The organism is Fictibacillus nanhaiensis, from assembly GCF_049537595.1.
In the GTDB taxonomy this organism is placed as follows: domain Bacteria; phylum Bacillota; class Bacilli; order Bacillales; family Fictibacillaceae; genus Fictibacillus; species Fictibacillus nanhaiensis_F.
In genome coordinates, this window is sequence record NZ_JBMULM010000001.1 from 2,121,603 (window position 1) to 2,146,428 (window position 24,826).

At 38.4% G+C, this 24,826-nt stretch carries 30 protein-coding genes and 1 other annotated feature; of the genes, 9 read left to right on the forward strand and 21 right to left on the reverse strand.

The window, feature by feature from the left end; translation table 11 throughout:
- Window positions 1–304: 304 nt before the first annotated feature.
- Both ACOZ9X_RS10730 and ACOZ9X_RS10735 read right to left on the reverse strand, forming a co-directional pair.
- Entirely contained in the window at window positions 305–439 is a 135-nt protein-coding gene (locus ACOZ9X_RS10730) for a hypothetical protein (RefSeq protein ID WP_255548976.1), read from the reverse strand.
- A 43-nt stretch (window positions 440–482) separates the two neighbouring features.
- On the reverse strand, window positions 483–1,097 hold the full coding sequence (locus ACOZ9X_RS10735; protein ID WP_423418108.1) for a GNAT family N-acetyltransferase: 615 nt from the start codon (window positions 1,095–1,097) through the stop codon (window positions 483–485).
- Window positions 1,098–1,226: 129 nt separating this feature from the next.
- On the opposite strand from ACOZ9X_RS10735, the gene ACOZ9X_RS10740 reads away from it, so the two are divergent.
- The 3 genes from ACOZ9X_RS10740 to ACOZ9X_RS10750 all read left to right on the forward strand — a co-directional run bounded on the left by ACOZ9X_RS10740 (window position 1,227) and on the right by ACOZ9X_RS10750 (window position 3,931).
- On the forward strand, window positions 1,227–1,406 hold the full coding sequence (locus ACOZ9X_RS10740) for a hypothetical protein (protein WP_066393124.1): 180 nt from the start codon (window positions 1,227–1,229) through the stop codon (window positions 1,404–1,406).
- 95 nt (window positions 1,407–1,501) lie between these two features.
- Window positions 1,502–3,268, forward strand: a complete 1,767-nt coding sequence (locus ACOZ9X_RS10745) for a UbiD family decarboxylase (protein ID WP_423418109.1) — start codon at window positions 1,502–1,504, stop codon at window positions 3,266–3,268.
- 123 nt (window positions 3,269–3,391) lie between these two features.
- The gene (locus ACOZ9X_RS10750; protein WP_423418110.1) at window positions 3,392–3,931 is read left to right on the forward strand and encodes an HD domain-containing protein; all 540 of its coding nucleotides are present in this window, start codon (window positions 3,392–3,394) and stop codon (window positions 3,929–3,931) included.
- A 34-nt stretch (window positions 3,932–3,965) separates the two neighbouring features.
- Here the strand turns inward: ACOZ9X_RS10750 and ACOZ9X_RS10755 are convergent, their stop codons facing one another.
- From ACOZ9X_RS10755 to ACOZ9X_RS10780, 6 genes are all read right to left on the reverse strand, one after another.
- Complete coding sequence (locus tag ACOZ9X_RS10755; protein ID WP_423418111.1) at window positions 3,966–4,817, reverse strand: DegV family protein; 852 nt, start codon at window positions 4,815–4,817, stop codon at window positions 3,966–3,968.
- A gap of 130 nt (window positions 4,818–4,947) precedes the next feature.
- Entirely contained in the window at window positions 4,948–5,946 is a 999-nt protein-coding gene (locus tag ACOZ9X_RS10760; RefSeq protein WP_423418112.1) for an ABC transporter ATP-binding protein, read from the reverse strand.
- Window positions 5,946–6,965 (reverse strand): ABC transporter ATP-binding protein, encoded by a 1,020-nt coding sequence (locus ACOZ9X_RS10765; protein WP_423418113.1) that lies wholly within the window; start codon window positions 6,963–6,965, stop codon window positions 5,946–5,948. Before ACOZ9X_RS10765 ends, ACOZ9X_RS10760 begins: the two co-directional genes overlap by 1 nt.
- Window positions 6,966–6,981: 16 nt before the next feature.
- Entirely contained in the window at window positions 6,982–8,004 is a 1,023-nt protein-coding gene (gene opp3C / locus ACOZ9X_RS10770; protein ID WP_423418114.1) for an oligopeptide ABC transporter permease, read from the reverse strand.
- The gene (gene opp3b / locus ACOZ9X_RS10775; protein ID WP_423418115.1) at window positions 8,004–8,933 is read right to left on the reverse strand and encodes an oligopeptide ABC transporter permease; all 930 of its coding nucleotides are present in this window, start codon (window positions 8,931–8,933) and stop codon (window positions 8,004–8,006) included. The genes opp3C and opp3b overlap by 1 nt, the downstream gene beginning before the upstream one ends.
- A gap of 238 nt (window positions 8,934–9,171) precedes the next feature.
- Window positions 9,172–10,860 carry a peptide ABC transporter substrate-binding protein gene (locus ACOZ9X_RS10780; RefSeq protein ID WP_423418116.1) on the reverse strand — a complete coding sequence of 563 codons (1,689 nt, stop codon included), beginning with the start codon at window positions 10,858–10,860 and terminating at the stop codon, window positions 9,172–9,174.
- 431 nt (window positions 10,861–11,291) lie between these two features.
- Between ACOZ9X_RS10780 and ACOZ9X_RS10785 the strand changes: the two genes are divergently transcribed.
- Window positions 11,292–11,663, forward strand: a complete 372-nt coding sequence (locus ACOZ9X_RS10785; RefSeq protein ID WP_423418117.1) for a DUF3899 domain-containing protein — start codon at window positions 11,292–11,294, stop codon at window positions 11,661–11,663.
- Window positions 11,664–11,689: 26 nt separating this feature from the next.
- Window positions 11,690–11,939 (forward strand) — a binding site (T-box leader).
- A 59-nt stretch (window positions 11,940–11,998) separates the two neighbouring features.
- Complete coding sequence (gene trpS / locus ACOZ9X_RS10790; protein WP_423418118.1) at window positions 11,999–12,988, forward strand: tryptophan--tRNA ligase; 990 nt, start codon at window positions 11,999–12,001, stop codon at window positions 12,986–12,988.
- A 323-nt stretch (window positions 12,989–13,311) separates the two neighbouring features.
- Here the strand turns inward: trpS and ACOZ9X_RS10795 are convergent, their stop codons facing one another.
- The 3 genes from ACOZ9X_RS10795 to ACOZ9X_RS10805 all read right to left on the reverse strand — a co-directional run bounded on the left by ACOZ9X_RS10795 (window position 13,312) and on the right by ACOZ9X_RS10805 (window position 16,410).
- On the reverse strand, window positions 13,312–14,058 hold the full coding sequence (locus ACOZ9X_RS10795) for a YjbA family protein (protein WP_066393092.1): 747 nt from the start codon (window positions 14,056–14,058) through the stop codon (window positions 13,312–13,314).
- Between the two features lie 137 nt (window positions 14,059–14,195).
- A complete protein-coding gene (gene fabF, locus ACOZ9X_RS10800) occupies window positions 14,196–15,434 on the reverse strand; it encodes a beta-ketoacyl-ACP synthase II (protein WP_423418119.1) in 1,239 nt (412 codons plus the stop codon).
- 43 nt (window positions 15,435–15,477) lie between these two features.
- Window positions 15,478–16,410 (reverse strand): beta-ketoacyl-ACP synthase III, encoded by a 933-nt coding sequence (locus ACOZ9X_RS10805; RefSeq protein WP_423418120.1) that lies wholly within the window; start codon window positions 16,408–16,410, stop codon window positions 15,478–15,480.
- A gap of 265 nt (window positions 16,411–16,675) precedes the next feature.
- Here ACOZ9X_RS10805 and ACOZ9X_RS10810 point away from each other — a divergent pair, with 265 nt between their 5' ends.
- On the forward strand, window positions 16,676–16,975 hold the full coding sequence (locus ACOZ9X_RS10810) for a YppG family protein (RefSeq protein WP_066393082.1): 300 nt from the start codon (window positions 16,676–16,678) through the stop codon (window positions 16,973–16,975).
- Between the two features lie 42 nt (window positions 16,976–17,017).
- On the opposite strand, the gene ACOZ9X_RS10815 is transcribed toward ACOZ9X_RS10810, so the two are convergent.
- From ACOZ9X_RS10815 to ACOZ9X_RS10825, 3 genes are all read right to left on the reverse strand, one after another.
- A complete protein-coding gene (locus ACOZ9X_RS10815) occupies window positions 17,018–17,194 on the reverse strand; it encodes a ComZ family protein (protein WP_066393080.1) in 177 nt (58 codons plus the stop codon).
- A 425-nt stretch (window positions 17,195–17,619) separates the two neighbouring features.
- The gene (locus tag ACOZ9X_RS10820; protein ID WP_423418121.1) at window positions 17,620–18,531 is read right to left on the reverse strand and encodes an NAD-dependent epimerase/dehydratase family protein; all 912 of its coding nucleotides are present in this window, start codon (window positions 18,529–18,531) and stop codon (window positions 17,620–17,622) included.
- Between the two features lie 114 nt (window positions 18,532–18,645).
- Window positions 18,646–19,380, reverse strand: a complete 735-nt coding sequence (locus ACOZ9X_RS10825) for an alpha/beta hydrolase (RefSeq protein WP_423418122.1) — start codon at window positions 19,378–19,380, stop codon at window positions 18,646–18,648.
- Window positions 19,381–19,773: 393 nt separating this feature from the next.
- On the opposite strand from ACOZ9X_RS10825, the gene ACOZ9X_RS10830 reads away from it, so the two are divergent.
- Window positions 19,774–19,953, forward strand: coding sequence for a YjzD family protein (locus ACOZ9X_RS10830; protein ID WP_066393075.1), 180 nt, complete (start codon window positions 19,774–19,776; stop codon window positions 19,951–19,953).
- Window positions 19,954–19,992: 39 nt separating this feature from the next.
- On the opposite strand, the gene ACOZ9X_RS10835 is transcribed toward ACOZ9X_RS10830, so the two are convergent.
- Together ACOZ9X_RS10835 and ACOZ9X_RS10840 are read right to left on the reverse strand one after the other, a co-directional pair.
- Window positions 19,993–20,172: a YjzC family protein gene (locus ACOZ9X_RS10835; protein ID WP_423418123.1), complete on the reverse strand. Its 180-nt coding sequence runs from the start codon at window positions 20,170–20,172 to the stop codon at window positions 19,993–19,995.
- 89 nt (window positions 20,173–20,261) lie between these two features.
- Window positions 20,262–20,585: a hypothetical protein gene (locus ACOZ9X_RS10840; protein WP_423418124.1), complete on the reverse strand. Its 324-nt coding sequence runs from the start codon at window positions 20,583–20,585 to the stop codon at window positions 20,262–20,264.
- A 98-nt stretch (window positions 20,586–20,683) separates the two neighbouring features.
- On the opposite strand from ACOZ9X_RS10840, the gene ACOZ9X_RS10845 reads away from it, so the two are divergent.
- Window positions 20,684–20,977, forward strand: a complete 294-nt coding sequence (locus tag ACOZ9X_RS10845; RefSeq protein WP_423418125.1) for an HNH endonuclease — start codon at window positions 20,684–20,686, stop codon at window positions 20,975–20,977.
- A gap of 249 nt (window positions 20,978–21,226) precedes the next feature.
- Here ACOZ9X_RS10845 and moaD read toward each other — a convergent pair whose 3' ends face one another.
- Genes moaD through ACOZ9X_RS10865 form a run of 4 tightly spaced genes read right to left on the reverse strand, consistent with a single transcriptional unit; the run spans window position 21,227 to window position 23,724 of the window.
- Entirely contained in the window at window positions 21,227–21,466 is a 240-nt protein-coding gene (gene moaD, locus ACOZ9X_RS10850) for a molybdopterin converting factor subunit 1 (RefSeq protein ID WP_423418272.1), read from the reverse strand.
- A complete protein-coding gene (locus tag ACOZ9X_RS10855) occupies window positions 21,466–21,921 on the reverse strand; it encodes a molybdenum cofactor biosynthesis protein MoaE (protein WP_423418273.1) in 456 nt (151 codons plus the stop codon). The genes moaD and ACOZ9X_RS10855 overlap by 1 nt, the downstream gene beginning before the upstream one ends.
- Window positions 21,914–22,465, reverse strand: coding sequence for a molybdopterin-guanine dinucleotide biosynthesis protein B (gene mobB, locus ACOZ9X_RS10860; RefSeq protein WP_423418126.1), 552 nt, complete (start codon window positions 22,463–22,465; stop codon window positions 21,914–21,916). Before mobB ends, ACOZ9X_RS10855 begins: the two co-directional genes overlap by 8 nt.
- Complete coding sequence (locus ACOZ9X_RS10865) at window positions 22,405–23,724, reverse strand: molybdenum cofactor synthesis domain-containing protein (protein ID WP_423418127.1); 1,320 nt, start codon at window positions 23,722–23,724, stop codon at window positions 22,405–22,407. Before ACOZ9X_RS10865 ends, mobB begins: the two co-directional genes overlap by 61 nt.
- Window positions 23,725–23,826: 102 nt before the next feature.
- Between ACOZ9X_RS10865 and ACOZ9X_RS10870 the strand changes: the two genes are divergently transcribed.
- Window positions 23,827–24,018, forward strand: a complete 192-nt coding sequence (locus ACOZ9X_RS10870; RefSeq protein WP_137789879.1) for a hypothetical protein — start codon at window positions 23,827–23,829, stop codon at window positions 24,016–24,018.
- Between the two features lie 3 nt (window positions 24,019–24,021).
- On the opposite strand, the gene ACOZ9X_RS10875 is transcribed toward ACOZ9X_RS10870, so the two are convergent.
- Window positions 24,022–24,798: an alpha/beta fold hydrolase gene (locus tag ACOZ9X_RS10875; protein WP_423418128.1), complete on the reverse strand. Its 777-nt coding sequence runs from the start codon at window positions 24,796–24,798 to the stop codon at window positions 24,022–24,024.
- Between the last annotated feature and the right edge of the window lie 28 nt (window positions 24,799–24,826).

Below are 24,826 nucleotides of genomic sequence, written 5' to 3' on the forward strand. Positions count from 1 at the left end.
ACTTTAAAAAAGTTATTAAATCATTCATAGTATACTACACATTTTACATTTTCGGTAGAGGTTATACAGACTTTTGTACATTTTTACGAATTTGTCATACAAATGTAATACATCTACAAAATATTCTACACAACTTTTCCGTATCTACATATATATAGACGTATTACCCAAGAATAAGTTTCATAAAACATAAAAAAAGAATAAGTTTATCACACATCTGTCTCTTAACGTATTTAATCATGATCAAGGCAGATCAAAAAAGGGGCTGTTAGAAGAAGCATACCCTCCTAATAACAGCCCTATCTTATGCAATGGTTTTCTTTACTTGTGAAGCAGGGCCTTTTCTAGAAATGCTTGGGTTAAATTTCTTAAGATTTTTCTTAAGCATTTCTTTCCATAGTTCTCGTTTTGTTTTTTTCTTCTTGTCTTTTTGTTTCATGACATTTCATCCTCCTTTAAAAAGGAAAATCGTGAAAATTGTATTACTCTGAAACAGGTTTTCCCGAATCATCTGTTGACTCATCATCAACGACCTCAGGCTTAGGTACTGCATTCTCTGTATCTAAAGTTAACACTTCACTTGCAGGCTGATAGGACTTGCCGTACAATTCACTATCTTTGTACGTGTGTATTTCATTATACGTCTTTTTCATGTTTTCATAAATAGTTTCTTCGGATTCTTTATTTGGTGACCAAAAGAGAATCTCCATCTCATTCACTTCATTCGTGGCGAGTGAGCGTCTTCTGTACCCTATACTAGATGCATGTTCAAATCCTTCACGAGTATAGAACCGTAACCTCTTTTCTGTATCTGTATCTTCGTAATTGACCGGCTCAACTTCTAAGATGATCGGTTTCCCTTTTGCTTTTAACTTTTCGATAAGTTTATGGCCGAGACCTTGACCTCTAGCATCTTTAGACACAAATAAGTAATCAATAAAAACAAAATCAGTGAGTTCTACATACATCAAAACGTGATATTGTCCTTCATCTTTATGATAGATATCACTCTTCTCGTCTAATAATAACTCCATGTGTTCTTTAGATTTCATCTCTTCAATCGGAAAATATTGATTTAATTTCTCATACCAGTTCATTTTTTCCCCATCAGCTCCTTAGATTTTGGTGATAATATATAGTTTTCCCTCTTTCTTCCTTTGTTATCATGAGATACAATAAAGAAATAGGTACGTGGTGAACTCGTTGTGAAAAGGAGGAGTCCTCATTTGATTTCATTCTTTACCGATTTAACCTTGCTAGCACTTTGTGTTGTTGGAATCACAGCTCTAATGGGAAGCATCTCCCAATTCATTGCTGTAAAATTGTTCGGCGGTAAAAAAGTTTTTCACTTTGTGGATAAATCGAAGTCTTTTCAAGAAAACTGGAGTCCTGTTAAAAGAAGATAAAATGCGAACAACCCGTGAATTTTGGGTTGTTTTTTACATTTCAAGTCCGAACTACTTTATAATATAAGGGTAGCATACATAATAGAGGTGTACAAATGCATAGAAATCTTAGAACGTTCATCAACCAATTAAGATCTGAAAAAGAAATTGTAGAGATTCATACAGAAGTTGATCCTTATTTAGAAATTCCTGAAATCCATAGACGTGTGATCTCAGAAGAAGGACCAGCTCTTCTGTTTACAAATGTTAAAGGAAAGAATATTCCAGTTGTAACAAATCTATTTGGGACGATTAAGCGAGTAGATATGGCTTTCGGTCCAAAGCCAGAGCAGCTAGTAAAAGAACTAGTCGGATCGATCGATGAATTAATGCCTCCTTCTCCTTCTGTATTATGGAAGAAAAAAGGCATGATCAAGGATGTTTTAGCTCTCGGTACGAAAACAGTAAATAAAAACAAAGCACCCTTATTAGAAACGTTTACGACAAATGTGAATATGCAGGACCTACCGGCATTAACGGGTTGGCACTTAGACAGCAATCCATTCGTAACACTGCCACTCGTATATACAGAACATCCAGATAAACAAGAACATAATCTTGGCATGTACAGAATTGAGATCAAAGAAAAAAATAAGACGGGAATTCACTGGCAGATTCATAAAGGTGGAGGCTTCCATCATTATGCTGCTGAACAAAAGAATGAAGCTTTACCTGTGACGCTGTTTCTTGGAGGGCCGCCTTCTCTGATGATCTCAGCGATCGCTCCTCTTCCTGAAGCGGTTCCTGAGCTTATGTTTTCATCTATGTTAATGGGAGAAAAACTAAGTCTTGCACAAGTAGATGGCCACCCTCATCCATTAATCGCAGAAGCTGAATTCGCGTTTGGAGGAACTGTTCCACCGCATGTCAGAGAACCTGAAGGACCTTTTGGCGATCATTATGGTTATTATTCATGGGCCCATGACTTCCCAGTATTCAACGTTGATAAAATGTGGAAGCGCAAAGATGCCATCTATCCTGCAACAGTGGTCGGAAAACCAAAACAAGAAGATTATTTTATCGGTGAATATCTGCAAAGATTGATGAGTCCACTATTCCCTGTTGTTATGAACGGAGTAAAAGATCTTTGGACATATGCAGAAACGGGCTTTCATGCGCTAGCAGGGGCTGTTGTTCGTGAATCCTACTATAAAGAAGGTTTAGCACATGCTTTCCGTATCATGGGTGAAGGGCAGTTGACACTTACTAAGTTTTTGATGGTAACAAATAAGCCTGTAAACCTTCAAAATTTCGCTGAACTTGCTGAAGGTGTACTAGAAAGGTTCCTACCTGAACGTGACCTTTTGATTATCCATGATACTTCTATGGATACTCTTGATTATACCGGTCGTAAGTTCAATACGGGTTCAAAAGCAATTATGACTGGGTTAGGAGAACCTGTCCGAGAACTTAAACGCACTTATGATGGTGGTACCATTTCAGGCATCCTTGACGTTGGCGTATTTTGTGGTGGCTGTTTAACGGTAAGTGGACCGTCATTTGAGGAAGCACCTGACTTTGCAGAAAAACTTCTTGAGAATGGTCACAATTCTTTCAAAGAATGGCCGTTAGTTTTCCTTGTTGATGATGCCTCCATTGCAGCAACACAAGCTGAATTTTTGTGGACAACCTTTACACGATTCGATCCAGCATATGATGTATACGCAAAGAGTACGATAGACAGAAATCGTATTAAATATGAAGGAACAATCATTATAGATGCTAGAATGAAGCCATTCTATCCAGATGTGGTTGAAACTCGTGAAGACATAGATAAATTAGTGACTGATCGTTGGGATGAGTACTTTAAAAAGTTATCCTGATTATACCTCAGCAACGAAAAAAGAAGCGAATCGCTTCTTTTTTTTGTTTATTTTAGTTGATAAATTGTCCAAAGGGTGTTAATGTATATAACAATATACATTTTTAGAGAAAGGAGAAATCATATGCGAAATATTAGCTTACTTGATTTATATAACCACCCTCATGTACAAAAATATGTTAAGCGTTCTGGAATGGTCCATGCCATCTCAACAGCCTATCATGCATACCGTTTGTCTCAAAAATATGGTGTGGATCCTGATTTAGCGACAAAGGCTGCTTTTCTTCATGATATTGGTCACTATACTTGGTATAAGAACGGTCATTGGGACTATGACATGTACAAAGAAAATGATATTCATGCGATTAAAGGTGCAGAACGCGCACATCGAATTTTAGTGTCTCTTGGTGAAGATCGTAAAAATGCAAAAGAAATTGCTCTTGCTATTTTACTGCACACCGATTCCTATCTACCTGCTGGCTCACTTAACCTTAATCCGTTGCAAAAAGTTGTTGCATTGGCTGACGAAGCAGATGAAGAACCAGGCGGAAGCCACCACTATCGTACGATTAGTGATATGAAAGCTATAACCATGATCAAAAAATTAGATGAAATGGTAGATGAATATCATGAAGAAGAAAAAGTAAAACACTCTGTTTCCTAAGGAAGGAAAAGAGTGTTTTTAACATTTCTTTATTTTAATAAGCTACAAATCCAATAGCCTTTTCACTAGAATACGTTCCGATCGTGCTTCCAAAACGAGTATAGATCACTTTAGGAAAACTAGATAATGAGAATAATTCTTCAAATTCTTTTATCACTTCATCCGTAGAAGGAAAACTATGAATGAGGTAAAGTGTCTTTTCAGGGTTTTCTTCTCTCCATTCAAAGATATATTCTTTCATCTTCGAAAGACCCTTCTTACTTCCTCTAAACTTACCAATCGTTTCAACCACGCCATCAATGATCGAAATCATCGGTTTAATGTTTAACATTCCAGCGATAGCCCCTTGAACAGCAGATATTCTTCCACCTTTTTTCAAGTTTTCCAACGTTTCAAGCAGCACATACGCTTTAATGCCTGATTTCGTCTTCTCCAAATTATTCACGATTTCATTGATTGCCTTACCTTCACGTGCTAATTCAATGGCTTCGTCTAATAAAATTTGTACACCACCTGAAGCGATACCGGAATCAAGAATGATTACTTTTTCTTGTTCTTCTTCAGTTAACATGCTCTTTCCGATCGTAGCACTTTGAACCGTTCCACTTAAATTAGATGAGATGCCGATGTATAGGACATCATGCCCTTTATCTACTTCTTTTTGAAAGGCTTCATAAAAAGATTGTGGAGATGGCTGACTTGTTTTAGGCAGTTCTGGTTCCATACTCATACGTTTATAAAATTCATCTTCAGTAATATTCACGCCATCTAAATAATGGTCTTCTCCAAATTGTACATTCAAAGGTACAACGGTTAACGAATAATCCAGTTTCTCAAGATCTATTTTAAGGTCACTTGCGCTATCAACTATAAAACTAAGGTTCATATTGTTCTACCCCATTTCTGCTTCTCAATCAATTATTAGGGATGTATAAAGAATTGTATACGCTTTACACACTTCTAATAGTTTAACATAAAAACGACCTCCTGTATTATAGGAGATCGTTTTAAATGTGTTAATTCTGTTGCTTTACAGCTTCTTCATCATAAAGGTGACATGCTACCCAATGACCTTCTCTAGCTTCTTGCCATTTAGGCTTAACAGCTGCACACACATCCATTGCGTGTGGGCAACGTGTACGGAAACGGCAGCCACTTGGAGGGTTGATCGGACTCGGAACATCTCCTTCTAAGATGATACGTTCACGACTTCTTTCAAGTTCAGGATCTGGAACTGGAATCGCTGATAAAAGAGCTTGTGTATACGGATGAAGCGGCTCTTCATAAAGCTCATCACTTGTTGTAAGCTCTACGATATTACCTAGGTACATTACACCTACACGATCAGAAATATGTTTAACCATAGATAGATCATGGGCAATAAATAGGTAAGTAAGTCCACGTTCTTTTTGCAGTTCCATCATCAAGTTAACAACTTGAGCTTGAATGGATACGTCTAGAGCTGAAATTGGCTCATCGGCAATAATAAAGTCTGGATCTACTGCTAGAGCACGAGCAATCCCAATACGTTGACGCTGTCCGCCTGAGAATTCATGCGGGTAACGGTTTGCATGCTCTTTATTTAATCCTACTGTTTCAAGTAGTTCATAAACTCGATTTTCACGATCTTTCTTTGTTTTCGCCAATCCGTGGATATCGATACCTTCAGCAATGATATCCTTAACTGTCATACGCGGGTTAAGAGACGCGTATGGATCTTGGAAAATCATTTGCATTTTGCGGTTAAATTTCTTTAACTCGGAACGAGACTTTTTATCATGAACATCATCGCCCTCGTAAAGAACTTCACCTTCAGTAGCATCATATAAACGAATAATTGTACGTCCAGTTGTAGATTTACCGCAACCTGACTCACCTACAAGTCCAAGTGTTTCTCCTTTATAGATATCAAAGGAAACATCATCTACAGCTTTTAGTACGCCCTTTTTTCCAGCTGGGAAATACTTTTTAAGATTTCTTACTTCTAATAATTTTTCTCTTTCTACTACTGACATTATCGAGCACCCCCAACTAATGCCTCTTCCGGCGGTTCAACTTTTGGTGCTCGCTCATCTAACAACCAGCAAGCTGCTTTGTGAGAAGAAGACACCTCTGTAGCTTCAGGCATATTCTCCAAACAAACTTCCATAGCATATGGACAACGTGCTGCAAACGGACATCCTTTTGGAGGATTCATAAGGTCAGGCGGTGTTCCCGGAATCGCTAAAAGTTCTTTTGATTCTGCGTTTAATTTAGGCATTGAAGCCAATAGTCCCCAAGTGTACGGGTGCTTCGGCTTATAAAAGATTTCATCAACTGTTCCAGTCTCAACGATCATACCACCGTACATGACAGCTACACGTTGAGCTAAGTTAGCTACAACTCCAAGGTCATGTGTGATCAAGATAATCGCTGTACCTGTTTTATCTTGTAGATCCCGCATCAAGTCTAGAATCTGAGCTTGAATCGTTACATCTAGGGCTGTTGTAGGTTCATCTGCGATTAGTACTTTTGGATTACAAGACAGCGCAATCGCAATAACTACACGCTGACGCATTCCACCTGAAAATTGGTGAGGATATTCATCCACACGAAGCTCAGGATTCGGTATACCAACAAGTTTTAATAAGTTAACCGCACGTTCTTTTGCTTCACTCTTGCTCATGTTTTGGTGCTTACGAAGACCTTCCATGATCTGTTTACCGATTGTCATCGTTGGATTTAGAGATGTCATTGGATCTTGGAAAATCATTGAAATTTCAGCACCACGAATTTTTTCCATCTCACGTTCAGATGCTTTTGCAAGATCTTTACCTTGAAACTTAATGGATCCTTGCTTGATCGAACCAATTTTATTTGGTAAAAGTCTCATGATTGATTTAGATGTTACTGATTTACCGGAACCAGACTCACCAACGATGGCAAGTGATTCACCCTTTTCTAATGTAAAGCTAACGCCACGAACGGCCTTAACTTCTCCCCCATACGTCTGGAAGGAGACATGTATGTTATCTAACTCTAATAGTTTTTCCATCTATATAATCCCCTTCCTATCTTCTCATTTTAGGATCAAGCGCATCGCGAAGACCATCACCAAGAAGGTTAAAGCTGATCATCAGAATACATAAAACTGATGCAGGATAGATCGCTAAATGCGGATAGATCCTAATTGATCTAAAGCCATCTGCAATCAATGAACCTAGGGACGCGATCGGTGGCTGAATTCCTAAACCGATAAAACTTAAGAATGATTCAAAGAATATTGCCCCAGGAATAGTAAACGTACTTGTTACGATGATTGCACCTAGTGTATTAGGTAAAAGGTGTTTAGAAATTAGTCTACCGTTTGTTGATCCAAGGGTTCTGGATGCTAATACGAATTCACGATTCTTTAATGAGATAATCTGTGCACGTACGATACGTGACATACCTATCCAACCTGTAATTACAAGTGCGAGTGTTATTGAAAGTATCCCAGGATCAAGTATGATGATAAACAAGATGATTACCACCAAGTTAGGAATACCATATAAAATTTCTACGAAACGCTGCATCACATCATCTGTTCTACCACCGTAGAATGCTGAGATCCCACCGTATGCAACACCGATAATCAATTCAATTGCAGAAGCTAGAAAAGCGATATACAAAGAAATTTGAGTACCTTTCCAAACACGAGTCCACTGATCACGTCCTAGGTTGTCGGTTCCAAACCAGAAATATTGATCCTTAGCTACATTTTTTGTTTCATATTGATTAACTCCACGAATATCTACACCATTAACTCCTAGAAATTCAATTTTTTCAAGGCCAGGAACTTTAGGTGGTAAGTTTGATCTCATCAACTCTTGATCATCAATTCCGTATTTAGTAAATGTTGGTGCTATTAAAGAAAATACGATGATAAACGCGATAGCGAAAAGTCCCAGCATTGCTCCTTTGTTTTGTTTAAGACGTCTAAAGGCATCTTGCCAAAAGCTTAAGCTTGGTTTAGAGATTTCTTCTGCTTTGTTCGAATCAAGATTCGCTGGACGGAATAAATCAGGTGTTAGTTTACGTTCTGACATGCTCATTATGATTTACCTCCTGCTACACGAATACGTGGATCGATAATTCCGTATAAGATATCTACGACTAAAATAATCGCTACGATTAAGAAGCTATAGAAAATTGTTGTACCCATAATTACTGGATAGTCATTAACTTGGATTGCTTTTACGAATTGCTCGCCAATCCCAGGAATTGCGAATATATTTTCAATTACTAGAGACCCTGTTATTAGACCGATTGCCATTGGTCCAAGAATAGTTACAATTGGAATTAAACTATTTCTTACAGAGTGCTTAAAAATAACTGATGATTTGCTAACCCCTTTTGATCGCGCCATTAGGATATAATCTGTTCCTAATATTTCAAGCATTTCAGTACGCATAAAACGAGCTACTGTAGCAATAACTCCTACGGATAAAGAGAATGCTGGTAGGATGTGATATTCTGGTCCGTTCCAAAATGCAACAGGAAGCCATTGTAGTTTCACACCAACGTAGTATTGCAAAAGTCCCGCAAAAACGAAAGAAGGTATTGCTATACCAAAAACAGCCACGACCATTGCACCATAGTCTAGGAATGTATTATGTTTCAACGCAGCCATAATTCCTAGCAACAATCCTACTATTGTACCAAATAGTAGTGCTTCGAATCCTACCGTAGCTGACGGTCCCATACCATTGACAATTAATGAATTGACGGTACGTCCATCAAACTGAAACGTATATCCTAAATCACCCTGTGCCAATTTCGTAATATAGTTAATGTACTGAACAGGCACCGGGTCATTTAACCCGTATTTTTCATTTAGTGCGTACCTTTGAGTTTCCGTTAACTTATCTTGGTTGTTAAATGGAGAACCCGGTAACAACTTCATTAAAAAGAATGTAATCGTTGCAATGATCAGCAAGGTTAAAAGCATGTATAGTACTCGCTGTGTAATATAACGCAACATTACAAACACCTCCCCCAAATGTTTCAAGCCATAATATTTTGAAATCTTTCTGTAATATCTATCTTAAGGGACAAAATATTTTATATCAATAGAAAATATTCTTTTTTCGACATTTTCTGATTTCTTTCTCAATTATAAATATTTTTCCTCGGCCCTTTTCATGGCAAAAAAGAGAGTACATGTCAGGAACACATGTACTCTCCTGAGAAAAACTATTTACTATTTTTCAATAGTACAATTATTGTTGCTTACCATCGATATAGATCCACTTGTAAGAAACATCAGCTCCGAATAAGTGGTTTACTACACCTTTAACGTATGGCTTACGAAGGCCAGTTACACCATTTTGGTATAATGGAGAAATTGCTTGATCTTCAAAAAGAACTTTTTCCGCTTCAAGCATCATTTCCCAACGCTTGTTAATATCAGTTTCTTTCTTAGCTCCACTAATTAGCTCATCATACTTAGGATTAGAATAACCCATTTGGTTATGTGCACCATCAGTAATGAACATGTCTAGGAAAGTCATTGGATCTTGGTAGTCAGGACCCCAGCCAGCGTAAGAGAAGTCATACTCTCCGTTAGACTCTAACTCAAGCTTTTGTTTGAAAGGTTGAGCTTTAATTGAAACTTTTAATCCAGGTAGGTTCTTTTCTAATTGGTTCTTAATATACTCACCAGTCTTTTTAGCGCCATCAGAATCGTAGTTTAAAAGCTCAAGAGTTAGCTCTTTCTTACCGATTTCTTCAAGTCCTTTTGCCCATAGCTTTTTCGCTTCTTCAGCATCGAACTTACCAAGGTCTCCGTTAGTTTTACGGAAATCTTCGTTACCTTCAGGGCTGAACGAGAACTCCCCAGGTACTAGATAGTAAGCTGGTTGTGAACCATTGTTAAGTAATACATCAACTAATGCTTTTTTATCGTAAGCCATATCAATAGCTTTACGGATATTTACGTTTTTAAGTTCTTCTTTCTTTTGGTTGATACGAAGGAAGAATACAGTTGCTTCACCACGAGTGTAAAGATCTTCATTCCCTTGGAACTGATCAACAAACTCTGAGTTTAATCCAACAGTATCTACTTGCCCTGTTTCATATAAGTTAACACCAGTAGCTACGTCTTTAACGATTTTAACGTTAACTTCGTCAAGCTTTACAGTGTCTTTGTCCCAATACTTATCGTTTTTCTTGAACTGCCATCCTTCGTTATGCTTCCACTCAGAAAGAACGAAAGGACCGTTATAGATCATCGTGTTAGCTTCAAGTGCGAACTTGTCAGCTTGTTTTTTAACATATTCTTCTTTTTGCGGGTAGAACGTTGCGAATCCAGTTAGTCCTAAGAAATAAGGAGCTGGAGCTTCTAATGTAACTTCAAGAGTCGTGTCATCGATTGCCTTAACACCTAGCTCTTCAACTTTCCCATATAATGGGTCTCCATCCGTTTGGATCGCGTTAGCGTTTTTAACAGGTCCCATGATGTAAGCATACTCAGAAAGTGTATCCGGGTGTAATGCTTTTTGCCAAGCGTAAACGAAATCTTTCGCTACTACTTGTGAACCATCGCTCCATTTAGCGTCTGGGTTTAGTTTAAACGTATAAACTGTACCATCATCACTTACTTTATGGCTTGCAGCTACACCTTCAGTTGGTTGGTTGTCTTTATCAAGACGGTACAAACCTTCGAATACGTTGTTCATTACTTCGAATGAAACTGAGTCTGTTGCTTGTGAAGAATCCATTGAAGGAATCTCAGATGAATCAACAAGATTAAGTACTTGTGGCTCATCAGGTGTTTCTGTACCTGGCTCATCTTTACCTTTGTCCTTACCACCTTCACCAGCTTTGTCGTCTCCGCCACTACAAGCAGCTAAGAACATGCTCAAAACTAGAACTAGAGTAAGAAGTAAAGACCATTTTGACTTCTTCATGAGTCGACCTCCCCTTTTTATCCTGTTAAATTGTTAGCAGATAAAAGCATCAAGAATTATCAGACATTTTCATCTACAAGTTCGATTATACAAGTTTTCAAACAATTGTGCATTTATTTTTTTTAAGAGTTTTACAAAAAGCCCATTATATTTACTTTTTCTTAACAAAAAATAGGTATATGTGCCTATTACTATACAGGGGTTATTTTCTGATAATTCTACAAATTTTACCAAAATTATGTGTAAACTAGCATGAATATTACATTCTCGATTTTTTGTGAGGATAGAACATGCTTAACTTTGTAAGATAATTCGTCATTTTTATATTTCATTTGTTACAATGGGGATAAAGTCTGACGGTATAATTCAAAAAATATGGTACATTTCTTAATGTTTATGGTGTAATTCTTACTAGATGGAGGCTTCTATAGATGAACATACTTTTTAAGAGAATCCTGATCATATCAGCGTTCCCTATCGTGATAGCATTTGGCGTTAGTTTGATATCTTCCGGACCTTTTACCCTTGAAAAATACATAAATTCTTTATTTTATTTTTCATTGTCGATTGCTCTCATTGGCATTGCTTTATATGTAGCCAAAGGTGGATTCTTTGATTTTATTACGTATAGCTTTAAAAAAGTGGCTCGAACTTTATCAAGACATCCAGAGATCGATGATGTGGTTTCATTTAAGAGTAACTTTCAAGTTTCAGAGCGGATTAACGTCTCTTATATGAAGTCGTTTTTATACAGCGGCCTTCTTTTAACTTTTATAACAATTGCCGTTGCATATCTTTTATAATTTGTGTATACTACTAAAAATAAATGTTATATGCGATGAGAAAGAAGAGTACATGATGTGAAGCTCTCAGAGAGCCTGTGGTTGGTGAGAACAGGCAGTGAATCATGATGGAATGGGCTTTTGAGCATTCTGACCGAACCTTTTTAGTAGGCTCAGGCGTGTAGATGTCCGCACGATATAATGGACAGCGTATCGGTCTTTACCTGTACGTGTTAAAGTGATTTTCGGTATGTATGAAAATTATAAGGGTGGCACCGCGGTCCATTCGTCCCTTGCATGAGGCGACGAATGGGCCTTTTTATATTGATTTTTTAAATACAAAGGAGAGATGAATCATGTCTGTAATCTTCTCAGGCATTCAGCCGAGCGGAAATTTAACGATCGGTAACTACATTGGAGCGATGAGACATTTTGTTGAACTTCAAAATGAACACGAATGTTATTTCTGCGTGGTTAATCAGCACGCTATTACGGTGGCACAAGATCCGGTTGAATTAAAAAGAAACAGCCGAAATTTAGCTGCTCTGTATTTAGCAGCAGGAATCGATCCTGATAAATCGACAATCTTTATTCAATCTGAAGTTCCCGCTCATACGAAGATGGGATGGATGATGCAATGTGTTACGTATATTGGCGAACTAGAGCGCATGACACAGTTCAAAGACAAATCAACTGGAAAAGAAGCTGTATCTGCCGGACTATTAACGTATCCTCCTCTTATGGCAGCAGATATTCTTCTTTATAACACGAGTATCGTTCCAGTCGGAGATGATCAAAAGCAGCATCTTGAGTTAACTCGAGACATCGCTGAACGCTTTAATAAGAAGTATCGTGAGATCTTTGTGATTCCAGAGCCTCGTATTGCTTCTGAAGGTGCAAGAATCATGTCACTTGTGGATCCTGAGAAAAAGATGAGTAAATCAGATCCCAATCAAAACTCATTCATCTCTATGCTTGATGATGAATCTGTTATCTTAAAGAAGATTAAGCGTGCTACTACTGATTCAGAGGGCGTAGTTGCTTATGACAAAGAAAATAAGCCAGGCATTTCAAACCTCTTAACGATCTATTCGCAGTTATCAGGAGAAAGCATCAAATCTCTTGTTGAGAAATATGAAGGCAAAGGATATGGCGACTTTAAACAAGGTGTAGCAGAAGCTGTCATCAATGCTCTTAAACCTATCCAGGAACGATATAAAGAATATCTAGCATCAACTGAGTTAGATGACATTCTTGATCGTGGTGCTGAAAAAGCCAACTTTGTAGCGAATAAAACGTTAAATAAAGCAGAGCGTGCAATGGGATTAGCTCGTAAAAGAATTTAATAACTGATTCTGAGCAGTTTTCACAGAATTATATAGATACCTAGCAGTCAATAACAATAAGCCAGTGGAGAATATCATTGCAGTTCCCCACTGGCTTATTTATTTTAGACTGTTTATTGCAGAGGATATTTTTTGGAATGGGATTCGTTTCGTATGGAATCGCTCATAAACTTCGGGAATCGCTCATAAACCTCTGGAATCGCTTGTTTCTAGCGACTTATATCCCACTCATGAAGATATTCCTTCTTCTCCATCTGCAGACCCTTATCCTTAACCGTAAAAAGCTGGCTCCCCGTTTTGGGAGCCAGCTTATTTAAGTGCTTTTAGTTCACTTGTGTACCGTTCTCAAGTTCCCAGATCTTTTCAAAATACGGTTGCCCTTTTACTAACCGTTCACACATATCCATATGCTGTTTGGACCATCCGCTTTTCAACTCACAGTATAACGCATCCCAAGCTTCGTCAAAATCCATTCTTTGAATTCTTCCGTATTGCTCTGGCATCCATTCTGTACACCAATACCTCATCTCAGCAACATTTTTTGTTGAATGAAGCTGATCTAAAGCCATGAATAAAAGTTGCTTCAGCTGTCTCTCTTTGCGAGTTAACCCTCTCATGCTGTCTGGATTTGGTGAAAGTATGTGATATTCTTTACTTAACTGCTTCTCACTGAACGTATAGACTTTTGTCTCCGTCTGCTCTGCCATCTCAAATACTAGTTGTTCTTGTCTTGGTATGAGTCTGCTCTTGCGGATTGGTATTCTATAACCCATCGTATCTATGATGAGAGATTTTTTTTCATCCGTAATGATAAAGCAATGTTCTAATTGCACCCGTTGGTTGTTCTTTCTAACGTAAGCTTTTTGGTGCACCTCTTCAAGTAGGGAATCCGGCAGGTCATTTAAATCATTCTCGATGTAATGAAAGAGTGTGGATTCTATTTTAATAATTGGTACTTGATCCAATAGTTCAATATAATCGTCTTTTCTCCATTCATGAAACTCACAAACGTTATAGCCGTTCTCTTCTCCTTCAAACCAGTTGACCCAAACATCACGTAAATATAACATCTGTACCCCTCACTTTTTTGCCGATTTGTATTTAAAATCAGTATAGTCAGAGGTTGTCCTTTTTATTCTAAATAAAGGTAATTAACTCGAAGTATGCAAAACCCCGCTTTCAAAAGAAAACGGGGTTTGATCACATACTATTCTTCAATTTTTTTAAACACTAATGATGCATTATGTCCACCGAAACCTAGTGAATTACTAAGAACAGCTTTCACTTCTGCCTGTCTAGCTTTATTCGGGACATAGTCTAGATCGCACTCTTCATCCGGTGTTTCATAGTTGATCGTTGGAGGAAGAATACTCTCTTGAATCGCTTTTACAGAAAAGATTGCTTCGATCCCACCTGCAGCACCTAATAAGTGACCTGTCATTGATTTTGTAGAGCTTACCGGAATCTTATAAGCATGCTCGTTAAACACAGCTTTAATAGCAGCTGTTTCAAACTTATCGTTGTAATCGGTACTTGTACCATGCGCGTTAATGTAAGAGATTTCTTCTGGAGCTAGACCGCTATCTTCAACAGCTTGTCTCATCGCACGTGCTCCGCCTTCTCCGCCTGGAGCAGGTTGAGTAATATGATACGCATCACCTGTTGCTCCGTAACCTACGATCTCTGCGTAAATCTTAGCTCCGCGTTTTTTCGCAAATTCGTATTCTTCTAGAACTAAAATTCCAGCTCCTTCACCGATGATAAAGCCTGTTCTATCCTTATCAAACGGACGGCTAGCTGTTTTTGGATCTGGATTCGTTGAAAGGGCTCCTGCTTGGCAGAATCCTGCTAATGCCATGTCTGTGATCGGTGCTTCTGTTCCACCTGTAACCATTACATCTGCATCTCCGCGCTGAATCACTTTGAATGCATCTCCGATTGAGTTTGCACCAGATGCACAAGCCGTTACAGTACATGAGTTCATACCTTTCGCACCGATTGTAATTGAAACTTGACCAGATGCCATATCTGGAATCATCATCGGTACGAAAAACGGACTAACACGTCTTACACCTTTTGCTTCAAAAATACGGAATTGTTCTTCATGAGTGTCCATACCACCGATTCCAGAACCGATCCATACCCCTACGCGAGGTGCAATTTCTTCAGTGATATCTAAGTTTGCATCTTTAACAGCCATAATGGATGCTGCAACGGCAAACTGCGTGAAACGATCCATGCGGCGTGCTTCTCTTTTATCCATAAAATCTTCCGGATTAAACGCTGTTGCTTCTGCAGCAACTTTAACCGGAAATTTTTCTTTATCTCTTCTTGTAAGTGGCCCTACACCACTTTGACCTTCAACAATCTTTTTCCATGTTTCTTCTACACTGTTTCCAAGAGGAGTTACGGCTCCTAGACCAGTTACGACTACTCTTTTTTTCATTGTAAAACCAACTCTCCTTTGTACACATTTGCGGTCATTGATGTTATCTTCCCCAACGAAGTGCAACAGCACCCCAAGTTAAACCTCCACCAAAGCCAACAAGTACGATTGTATGATCTTCTTTTATTCTACCATCTTTTAGTGCTTCTTTTAATGCCATCGGTATGGAAGCTGATGACGTATTACCAAACTTGTCGATCGTCATGACCATTTTTTCTTTCGGAAGCTCTAAACGCTCTCGAGAAGCTTCCATGATTCTAATATTCGCTTGATGCGGAATTAAGAAGTCAACGTCTTCTTTAGTCAAACCTGCTTTATGAACGACATTTAATGAAGTCTCACCCATCTGACGCACGGCAAACTTAAATACTTCTCTGCCGTTCATATGGATAAATTCATCTTGATATAGATGTTTTGCTCCTGTTCCATCTGAACCAAGTTCAAACGAAAGGATGCCTCTACCTTCGCTAACATTAGAAAGAATAGCCGCTCCAGCACCATCTCCAAATAATACTGCTGTATTACGATCTTTCCAGTCCGTTATTTTAGATAGCTTTTCAGCACCAACGACTAAAACATTTTTATACGTTCCTGTTTCAATGAACTGCTTCCCTACGACCAAACCGTAAATAAAACCTGCACATGCAGCACTTACGTCCATACCTACGGCGTTCTTTGCACCTAATGATTCTTGTAATTGGCAAGCTACTGATGGAAATGGATTGTCTGGTGTAACCGTCGCTACAACGATAAGATCAATATCTTCTGCAGAGATGCCAGCATCTTTTATCGCTTCTTCCGCTGCATATCTAGCCATATGAGACGTTTTTACCGATTCTTCTGCAATTCTACGTTCTACGATTCCTGTTCGAGTTCGAATCCACTCGTCACTTGTATCAACCATTTTTTCCAGGTCGGAGTTCGCTAGAATTTTTTCAGGGATATAGCTTCCCATCCCTATGATTCCTGCATTCATAACATTACCCCTTTGGTTTCGTTTATTTTTTAATAAAGGTTTCTTACCCGTTTCCACTTGAGATGAGTAATTTGAAATAACGATTTACTAAAATAAATAAAAAAATGTTTTATAATCAAATATTATGACCTGGTACTAATTTTATGATATCTCTTATATTTTGTCTAGTTAAAGTTCTTTTCTTTCACCAATATAAGCCGTAGGGCATATCCTGTATGGAAGAAAAATGTAAGTTTAGTGAAATTGATATTAGGAGTGGTTCAATATGCATAATCCCCAAGCTAGACAGCAACCGATGTATCCTCCGCAGTTTCCTGGACGTTTTCCAATGGGCCAAAATCAGCAGCACATGCAGCAAGGTTTTCCACCACCACAACATTTCGGTGGCCCTGGTTTCAGAGGTATGCCGGCACCGTTTCATCAACCGATGCCTCGACCATTTCTACATTCTTTTCGAACGCAGGAAGGCTCTTTAGATTACAATAAAATTTTTTCTGTTATCGACCAATCGGTAAAAGTCGCACAACAGATCTCACCTATCTTTTCTGCGTTTAAGAAGAAGTAAAAAAAGCCAACCCGAGCTGGTTGGCTTTTCTTTGTTTATTTCTTATTTTTCTTCTTTTCCAAGTTCGTAAGCATCATTCATCACGTTCATTAAGAGCTGAAGCATCGGCTGAACATCTTCCATGCCGATCTCAATTCCTTTCTTCTCTAAGAATGCTTGTGCTTCTGGCATATGCGACATAGCGATCTGCATAAATTTCATGTTGCGTTCTGTATCCATCTTTAAAATCCTCCCTTACTATATGTACAGAGTTATTAACCCTTACCTATTATAAAGAAAAATGTGCGATGGATAAACGTTTTATGATTATTTTCCGGCCCACTTTGCAGCTTTCCCTAGAGCGCGGTGAATTTTTTGCTTTTTTCCTCGATAGATATCTACTCCTGCCCCGTAATCCCAAGGATTCATTATACTGGCTGGGGTATCTTTACAATTAATTCAAAAAATTTTAGAAATAATCCTAGAAATATTGATTATATTCCGGCGAGTTTTTGCATTAATTCAGCGAGTTTTCCTCGTTTATCTGCGAGTCGACACATAACGACAAAGATGAGACCTCTACATACCCTCTCTCCAACAAACGTCATTCACTAAACTAAAAACTTAAAGGCGATCCTGTAAACCTCCAGAATCCCCTTCATCTTTTATATTTCTTTAGAATTCGGCTTTGATTTTTTATTTCTATTCCTAAAGTGCATTATTTGTTTCATGATGCCTTCTTTTATTTTGGTCTTAGCACGAAACCCGAGTTCATTTTCTGCTTTCTCACCTTTTATCCGCATCTTTCTTTTTTCCTTGAATGTTAATTGATCGGCTTTTAATTCTGTTAATCCTTCAAGCCATTGGTTCTGATTGCCACTTGATATGTTGTAGATTTCATTTTTGGCAGCTGATTTACCTGCCAAGAATAAAGCTTCAGCAGCATCATCCACAAAGAGTACATCTTCTGTGACTGTATCTTTTGATATCGAATCGTTCCTTTCCTGTTCTTGATCTTCTGTCGATATTACCTGTTGGTACGTATGATGTTCAGGCTGACCAGGTCCATATACAGTTGGCAATCTCATGATTACGAATGGAAAATCATGCTGTTCAGCAAGTTGTTTCACGAGATTTTCTTCTGTTAGCTTAATTAGACCAAAAAGTGACTCGGGATTTTTTGGTGAAGTTTCCAAAACATCTCCTTGTCGTTTACCATATACATCATAGGATGATACATAGATCAACTTCGTTTCATTGTTGGCTAACGTTGCGACTTTTTTTAGAACAGAGACGTTCCGCTGTACTTCATCTTCTATATTAGCCCATGGTGCTGTTGGCTTGACTGAACAAGCGAGATGGAAAATCACATCACAGCCATTTGTATGTGGTTCAAGATCCGTTTCGTTTATATCATAAGGAAGGTACTTGAATCCGGCATGACGAGCAATGAAATCAATCCGGTCTGGAGATTCTGCCATATCTATGCCAACGACGTCCACTTCTTCATCCAACAAACGGCTGCACAAATGATAACCGATAAACCCTGCCGCTCCTGTTACAAATGCCTTTTTCATGTAAGAGCCTCCAGTCCATTTTTCTCCTCTTACTATCCTATGGTCTTACCCAAAAGAATACGATACTTTTTTTATACACAAAAACCCCATTACAGATTTCACGTAATGAGGTTTCTACAACACTTTTTCATGGTTTTTAAAATATTCTTGAAAGGCCCTTGCCGGATTGAACGTAGCTTCAGGAACATGTATTGAGAGTGAAATAGGTGCTGCTAATTCTTGTCTTCTCTTCTCATAAGGTCTGCTATGGTCTTTAAAATTAAATGCAACACCACGTGCCGCATGCCATATTTGAACTGGTGTAGTCGCTGTAAGATGATTCGTTTGAGGTAGATTATGGATTAGTAATTCAATATCTTCTGTATCGTAAGCTGTTATGATTTCTCGAATCAGTCGTTTGAAAAATAACCTGTTCTGTCTTTCATGATTGAAATGGTGCTGCAAATCGATACATGGATTGATAAATAAGGCTGAGCGTATATTTTTTTCCATATCCTCCATGAGCTGCAGTGCTACAAGTGATCCCATACCCTCTGCGATCAAATGAATATTCGGGTTTAAAATTTCATGCTTCATTACATAGTGGTAAAGTCGTTTTGCCAGAATGACTGCTTTCGGACTACCCCAATGTCTTCCGTATAGATTAGAATAAAAAATGGTATAACCTTGATTTTTGAGGGATTGGATGAGGTTTGCACGTTCAGTGTTTTGTTTCCAAAGACTCGTATGCTCATCAACATAATGACTGCAATCACCGATGATCATCACGGCAAAACCGTTCGGCTGCTTTGGTAGGTGTATGATATTCCATTGATTGTCTATTTGGAAAGTGCGTTTGTCGATACTCACATTTCTCCCCTCGAATTCGCTTTTCTTAACTAATGTATGCAGGGGAAAAAAATTAGCTAAAGTTATCTGCCTAAGAATTTAGTTCTTTTTTCAGTTGTTCTAACGTTTGTTTTCCTTCAACCGTTAAATTCTTCTCTTCCTGTTCTTCCAACGCTTTCAATTCTTCCAATTTTTCTTCCATACTAAAAGATCCCTCCATGAAACCTGTATTAAGTATGTACCTTCTTCTTCGCATTCGTCCCTTATCCTGTTAAGCTTGAACAATTTATGAAAATTTTTAACATTTATGGCTTATTGGACGATTATTTACATAAAGAATCTTTCCCTTTATCTCAACTTTTGTTACTATACAGAAGGGTAAAGAATTCGTTTACATAAAGAGGTGAATGTGGCATGCGTTATATTTGGACGTTAATCTGGTCTTTATTATTAAGTAATATGATTTTTTATGTGCTCGTTTCAATGCAAGGCGGAACATTCGATTTCGTTAAAGCTTGTATTTTCGGAGTAGTGTTTACAGTCATAATTTCTATTCTTGGTGAGTTATTGCCAGCAAAAAGCGAAGAGATATAAAAATAAAAACCCGGTTTATATGCCGGGTTTTTATTTTTGCTATGGCTTTCGTTTATATGTCCAAACTCTGTTATGATTAGTTGTTTCTGGAAATCGATCTCCGGCTGATAAATGGATCTGTTGCGGATCATTTACCATACTTCCCGTCTCACCGATTTCTACATACATCCCGTTATTGGGTGCTTTCTGACCATGTTTAAAATGTTTATGCTGCCCCATATGTTGATGTACCTCCTTTCTTTTATAGGTTACCCGCGCTCTCATTGATAACTCTTGCTAAAAAAAGAAGGATTCCATCAAAATTTCCCTTAAAATGCCCCGTTTACCCCTGCCACAGCATGAAGCGGAAACATACATCGATAGATCTGATATCCCCTTACATCATACTGCGCTTCAGGGTTTCGATTTTCTTGCGTTTCTTCTACATAAGGTATGGCAAAATAGACGTTTTGCTGGTCCACATATTCAATAAAACCTGTATATGCTGCACCATCCATCAACATTAGTTGCACATGCTGATTTTTGTTTTTTAAGCATGTTTTATATATTTTTTTTAATGGTGACCGACCCATTCCCGCCGATTGTCCACCAAAATTTTGTGATGCTCCATATGGATATGGTTGTGGATACATATTACCCCCTCCTTCTACCACATCCTATTCAGAGTAAAAGAAGATGGTACATTTAACTATAGACAGATATTCAGCAACTTGAAGGGATTGAGAAAAGCGTGGAGAAAGGTACATGTGAACTTTGTAGAAGAGAACCAGTAGAATTAACCGTTCATCACTTGATTCCAAAAGAAGAAGGCGGCAGATTTTCAAAAACAGCATATCTTTGTGTGCCATGTCATAAACAGATTCATTTTTTGTATACAAATTCTGAACTAGCATCCCTATACAGCACGGTTGAAAAACTAAGAGATACTCCCGAACTTAAAAAATTTTTAAAGTGGCTTCGTAAACAGCCGGCATCAGCGCTTCCTCGTATGAAAAAGTCAAATCGTTTAAAGCGAAGGAGATGAAGGTATGAAGGAACTAGTTGGAACATGTTCAATTTGCGGTGTGCAGTTATTTTGTATAGATGGTTTTTTTCAAGGACATATCGTTAATAATCAAAATTTCTGTCTTTCTTGTGGGCCTAATAAAGAGCATGATAATTCGCGAACGAGCATAAAAGCACAGGAGTATAAAAACTCTTGAGCAAATCAAAAAGAAACCTGCATACTAACAAGTGGCAGGTTCCTTAGACATCCCATTTTTGAATTGGCGCATTAACCCCCACTAACAGGAGGTATGAACGCTACAGTGTCACCATCGTTCACTTGATCTGTTAACTCTACATATTCCTCATTTACAGCAAGTAGTGCATTTTCAATACCAGAAAGTTTACCAACTTCATTCTGCAACAAGGTTCTAACTTCTTCTACATTAAGAGGAGAATGAACTTCAATCGAAATTCTTTCTGTTTCTGCCTGCTGAGCTAAATCCGCAAACAATAAGATGTTGATCATCATTTCACTACCCCCTCTGGATGTCCAGCAGGATAGGTTCTTGTACCTTTTTGATTACCTACCCACTCTTCCCCATCCGTATAATGCTCCTTTTTCCAGATGGGCACTATCTCTTTGATGCGCTCAATCGCATACCGACTTGCTTCAAAAGCATCGTGCCGATGAGGAGTAGATACTGCGATCGTTACTGCGATATCGGATATTTGCAGCGTTCCAATTCGATGTGTAATCGCCGTGATGGCACTTGGCCATTTTTCTTGAATTTCGGTTCCAATTCTTTCAAGTTGTTTTTCGGCCATAGGTACATAAGCTTCATAATGAAGGAATTTGGTTTGTTTTTGTCCTGTCATTTCTCTAACCGTACCGATGAATACAGAAATGGCTCCTGCATTATGGTGAACGACAGAATCAATAACGTCTTGATTATTTATGAGTTCAGATGTTATCTTAAACATTTTCATGATCCACTCTCCTTCGATATTGCTGAGTGATGTAGGTGATTAAACAGTTTATCCATCCTTCTTCATCGTCCCTCATGAATTGGGGACTATTTGATTTCTGCAAAATAGTACCCTCAGGTTTTTTGGAATGGATAGCTGCAATCACTTCATGAGAATTCAGCACAAGATCCATATCTTCTATCTCGTTTCGCAAAAGGACGACTCGAGGAAACGGATGATGTTTATACCCTTCTATTAGAATACAATCCATTTCAAGTGTTTCATATAGGGCAATTGCTTTATTCAATGGTAATTCTGAATCCATGGTTAATATAGAGTTATTAGAAGAAGTAACGCATGTTATATAAGCGCCAGCATTTCGATGTTGCTCTGTATCTTTTCCAGCATCATTAAAATCTACGCGATCTCCGTGACCATGGTGTTTAATGACTCCAACCTGAATATAGCGTTTCCCTAACTCCTTAAGTAGCTTACTGATTAAAGTTGTTTTTCCGCTGTTCTGATAGCCGACGACTTGGAGAATAACGGGTGATCCCACGGCCATTCGCTCCCTTCGCCATGCCAAGTGATTACACCAACTTCACTTCCCTTTTCCCACCCCCGCGTACCGCCAGGCAAAACGATCAGGCAATTCGCTTCAACTAAAGAAGAAACAGAACTAGACTTATCTAGACCAGCAGGTGTTACAACATTTCCATCGATCTCCTCTGATAGAGTAGCCCTAACAAAACGCGTAAACGGATTTGGTTTTGGAAAATCACTTGAAAGTGTTGCCTTTGTAACTCTGCAGTGTGGCTTTATCCTATTCATTCCTTTTAAAATCACAGGCCTCACAAAAAGTTCAGCGCCAACAAAGCAAGCTGATGGGTTTCCAGAAAGCCCAAAAAGCCATTTATCTTCGAAGATCGCAACCGTCGTTACACTGCCTGGTCGCATGGCAACTTTATTAAATAGAACTTCTGCACCAAGCTTTTTGTATACTTCCGGAAGAAAATCGTAATCTCCAACAGATACTCCCCCTGTTGTGATCAAAACATCGGTCTCTTGCAGTGATTCCTTGATACTTTTATACAAAGAGTCAAAATTGTCTTCACGATGTTTATAAAGTTTAACTTCTGCACCCATCGCTCTAACTTGAGCTGCACACATGTATGCATTGCTGTTTCTTATTTTTCCTGGCTCTAGATCTTCATTTACGTCAAGTAGTTCTGTTCCTGTTGAAAGAATGCCAACAACAGGTCTTTTGTAAACCGAAAGAGTGTGGTATCCGAACGTGGCAAGAATTGCAACAATTCCTGGCGTGATTTTAGTTCCTGCTTTCACTAAAACAGTACCATCTTGTGTGTCTTCACCTTGAAAAGAAATGTTATCATCCTTTTTAACAGATCTTTTTATTTGGATATGGGTTTCACCATCGATAACAAGCTCTTTTACTAGTTCTAACATGATAACTGCATCAGCACCATCGGGAATTTTGGCTCCTGTCATAATCCGAACTGCCATTCCGCTTTCTACATCATGTTCAGCAACTTGTCCTGCTCCAATTGTCTCTACAACCCTCAATGTGATGGGATGATCCATTGAAGCATTTTTAGAATCACCTGAACGAATAGCAAACCCATCATAAGGAGAACGATTAAAAGGAGGAACATCATGGGTAGCTGTAAGATCCTCTGCCAATATACGATGATCACACTCAATGATCGAAACTTTTTCGATTTCCCATAATCGGGTATGATTCATGATTTTATTTACTGCCTCTGCAACTGGTAGCGGTGTTCGTTTTGTAACTGGCAAAATTTCACCCCTTTTAATTTTCAGAATATAAACACTTTTCAGTTTACTTTTACATCTATATTTGTTATTATTTTTTTAAATTATGGAAAGGATGTTGATCGAATGAAGGTTTCTTATGAATATTACCACCGGTCCGGCTATAAAGTAACCATTACCGACATCCCAGAAGAATTTAATGAACAGGGAGTTTTTTCCCTTCGCATCATGCATTCTCTGCAAAAGCAAATTGACGAAATCGACCATATGTATCAACCTAAACGAACATATCGGCTAAAACTTGAAGAAACGGGGTAAAACTTACACCGTTTCTTTTTTTGCTTTTAATTGTTGTGCGATCCACTCAACTGCGTTTAAATAGGCAGCACGTGAAACCTTGTGACCAGAAGTTTTGTCGTTCATGTACACGGATGCTCTATTTTTCTCGGTTAAGGATTGTACGTATGGTTTTGCAAACTGATACGGAATTACAGCATCAACTTCACTATGCCAAATAAATAACGGACGATTGTTTAACTTATCAAGGTTACGTGTAAGGTCGTAATCCTTTAAGGAAGATATAGAATTCTCAAGCTCTTCGACTGTGAGGGGAATATCGTAACCTGCATTTTGAATTCTTTCGATCTGCCATCTTGCAAATTTCTCATGAGCTGGCGTTCCCATAAGTGCACATCCAGCACTGATTTTCGGATTGTTGACGAGTGATCCGTAAGTGATGATAGCCCCCATTGAAGTTCCACCGACAGCTACTTGATCTTCTAGTACAAACTCGTTTTCTTTTGCCCAATCCATAATACGGTTTACATCTTGAATGCCTTGTTGAACGATGTTCCAAAAGTCATATTCCATCGACTTGGGTGGGTTCGCCACGATTCGTTCTCCATGATGTAAGGCATCTGGTAAGATTACTCGAAAATCTTTTTCAGCTAGTGAATATGCAAAATGTAAATTATGTTCTTTGGCACTCGTGTATCCGTGTATGAAAATGAAAAGCGGCAACGGTTTACCCGCATTCTCTTTTTTTTCTGCAAGTAAGAAAGGAATATCGCCGATCGTTCCTTTTTGTATACATACCATGTGTATATCTCCTCTTTCTCTTTTTTTC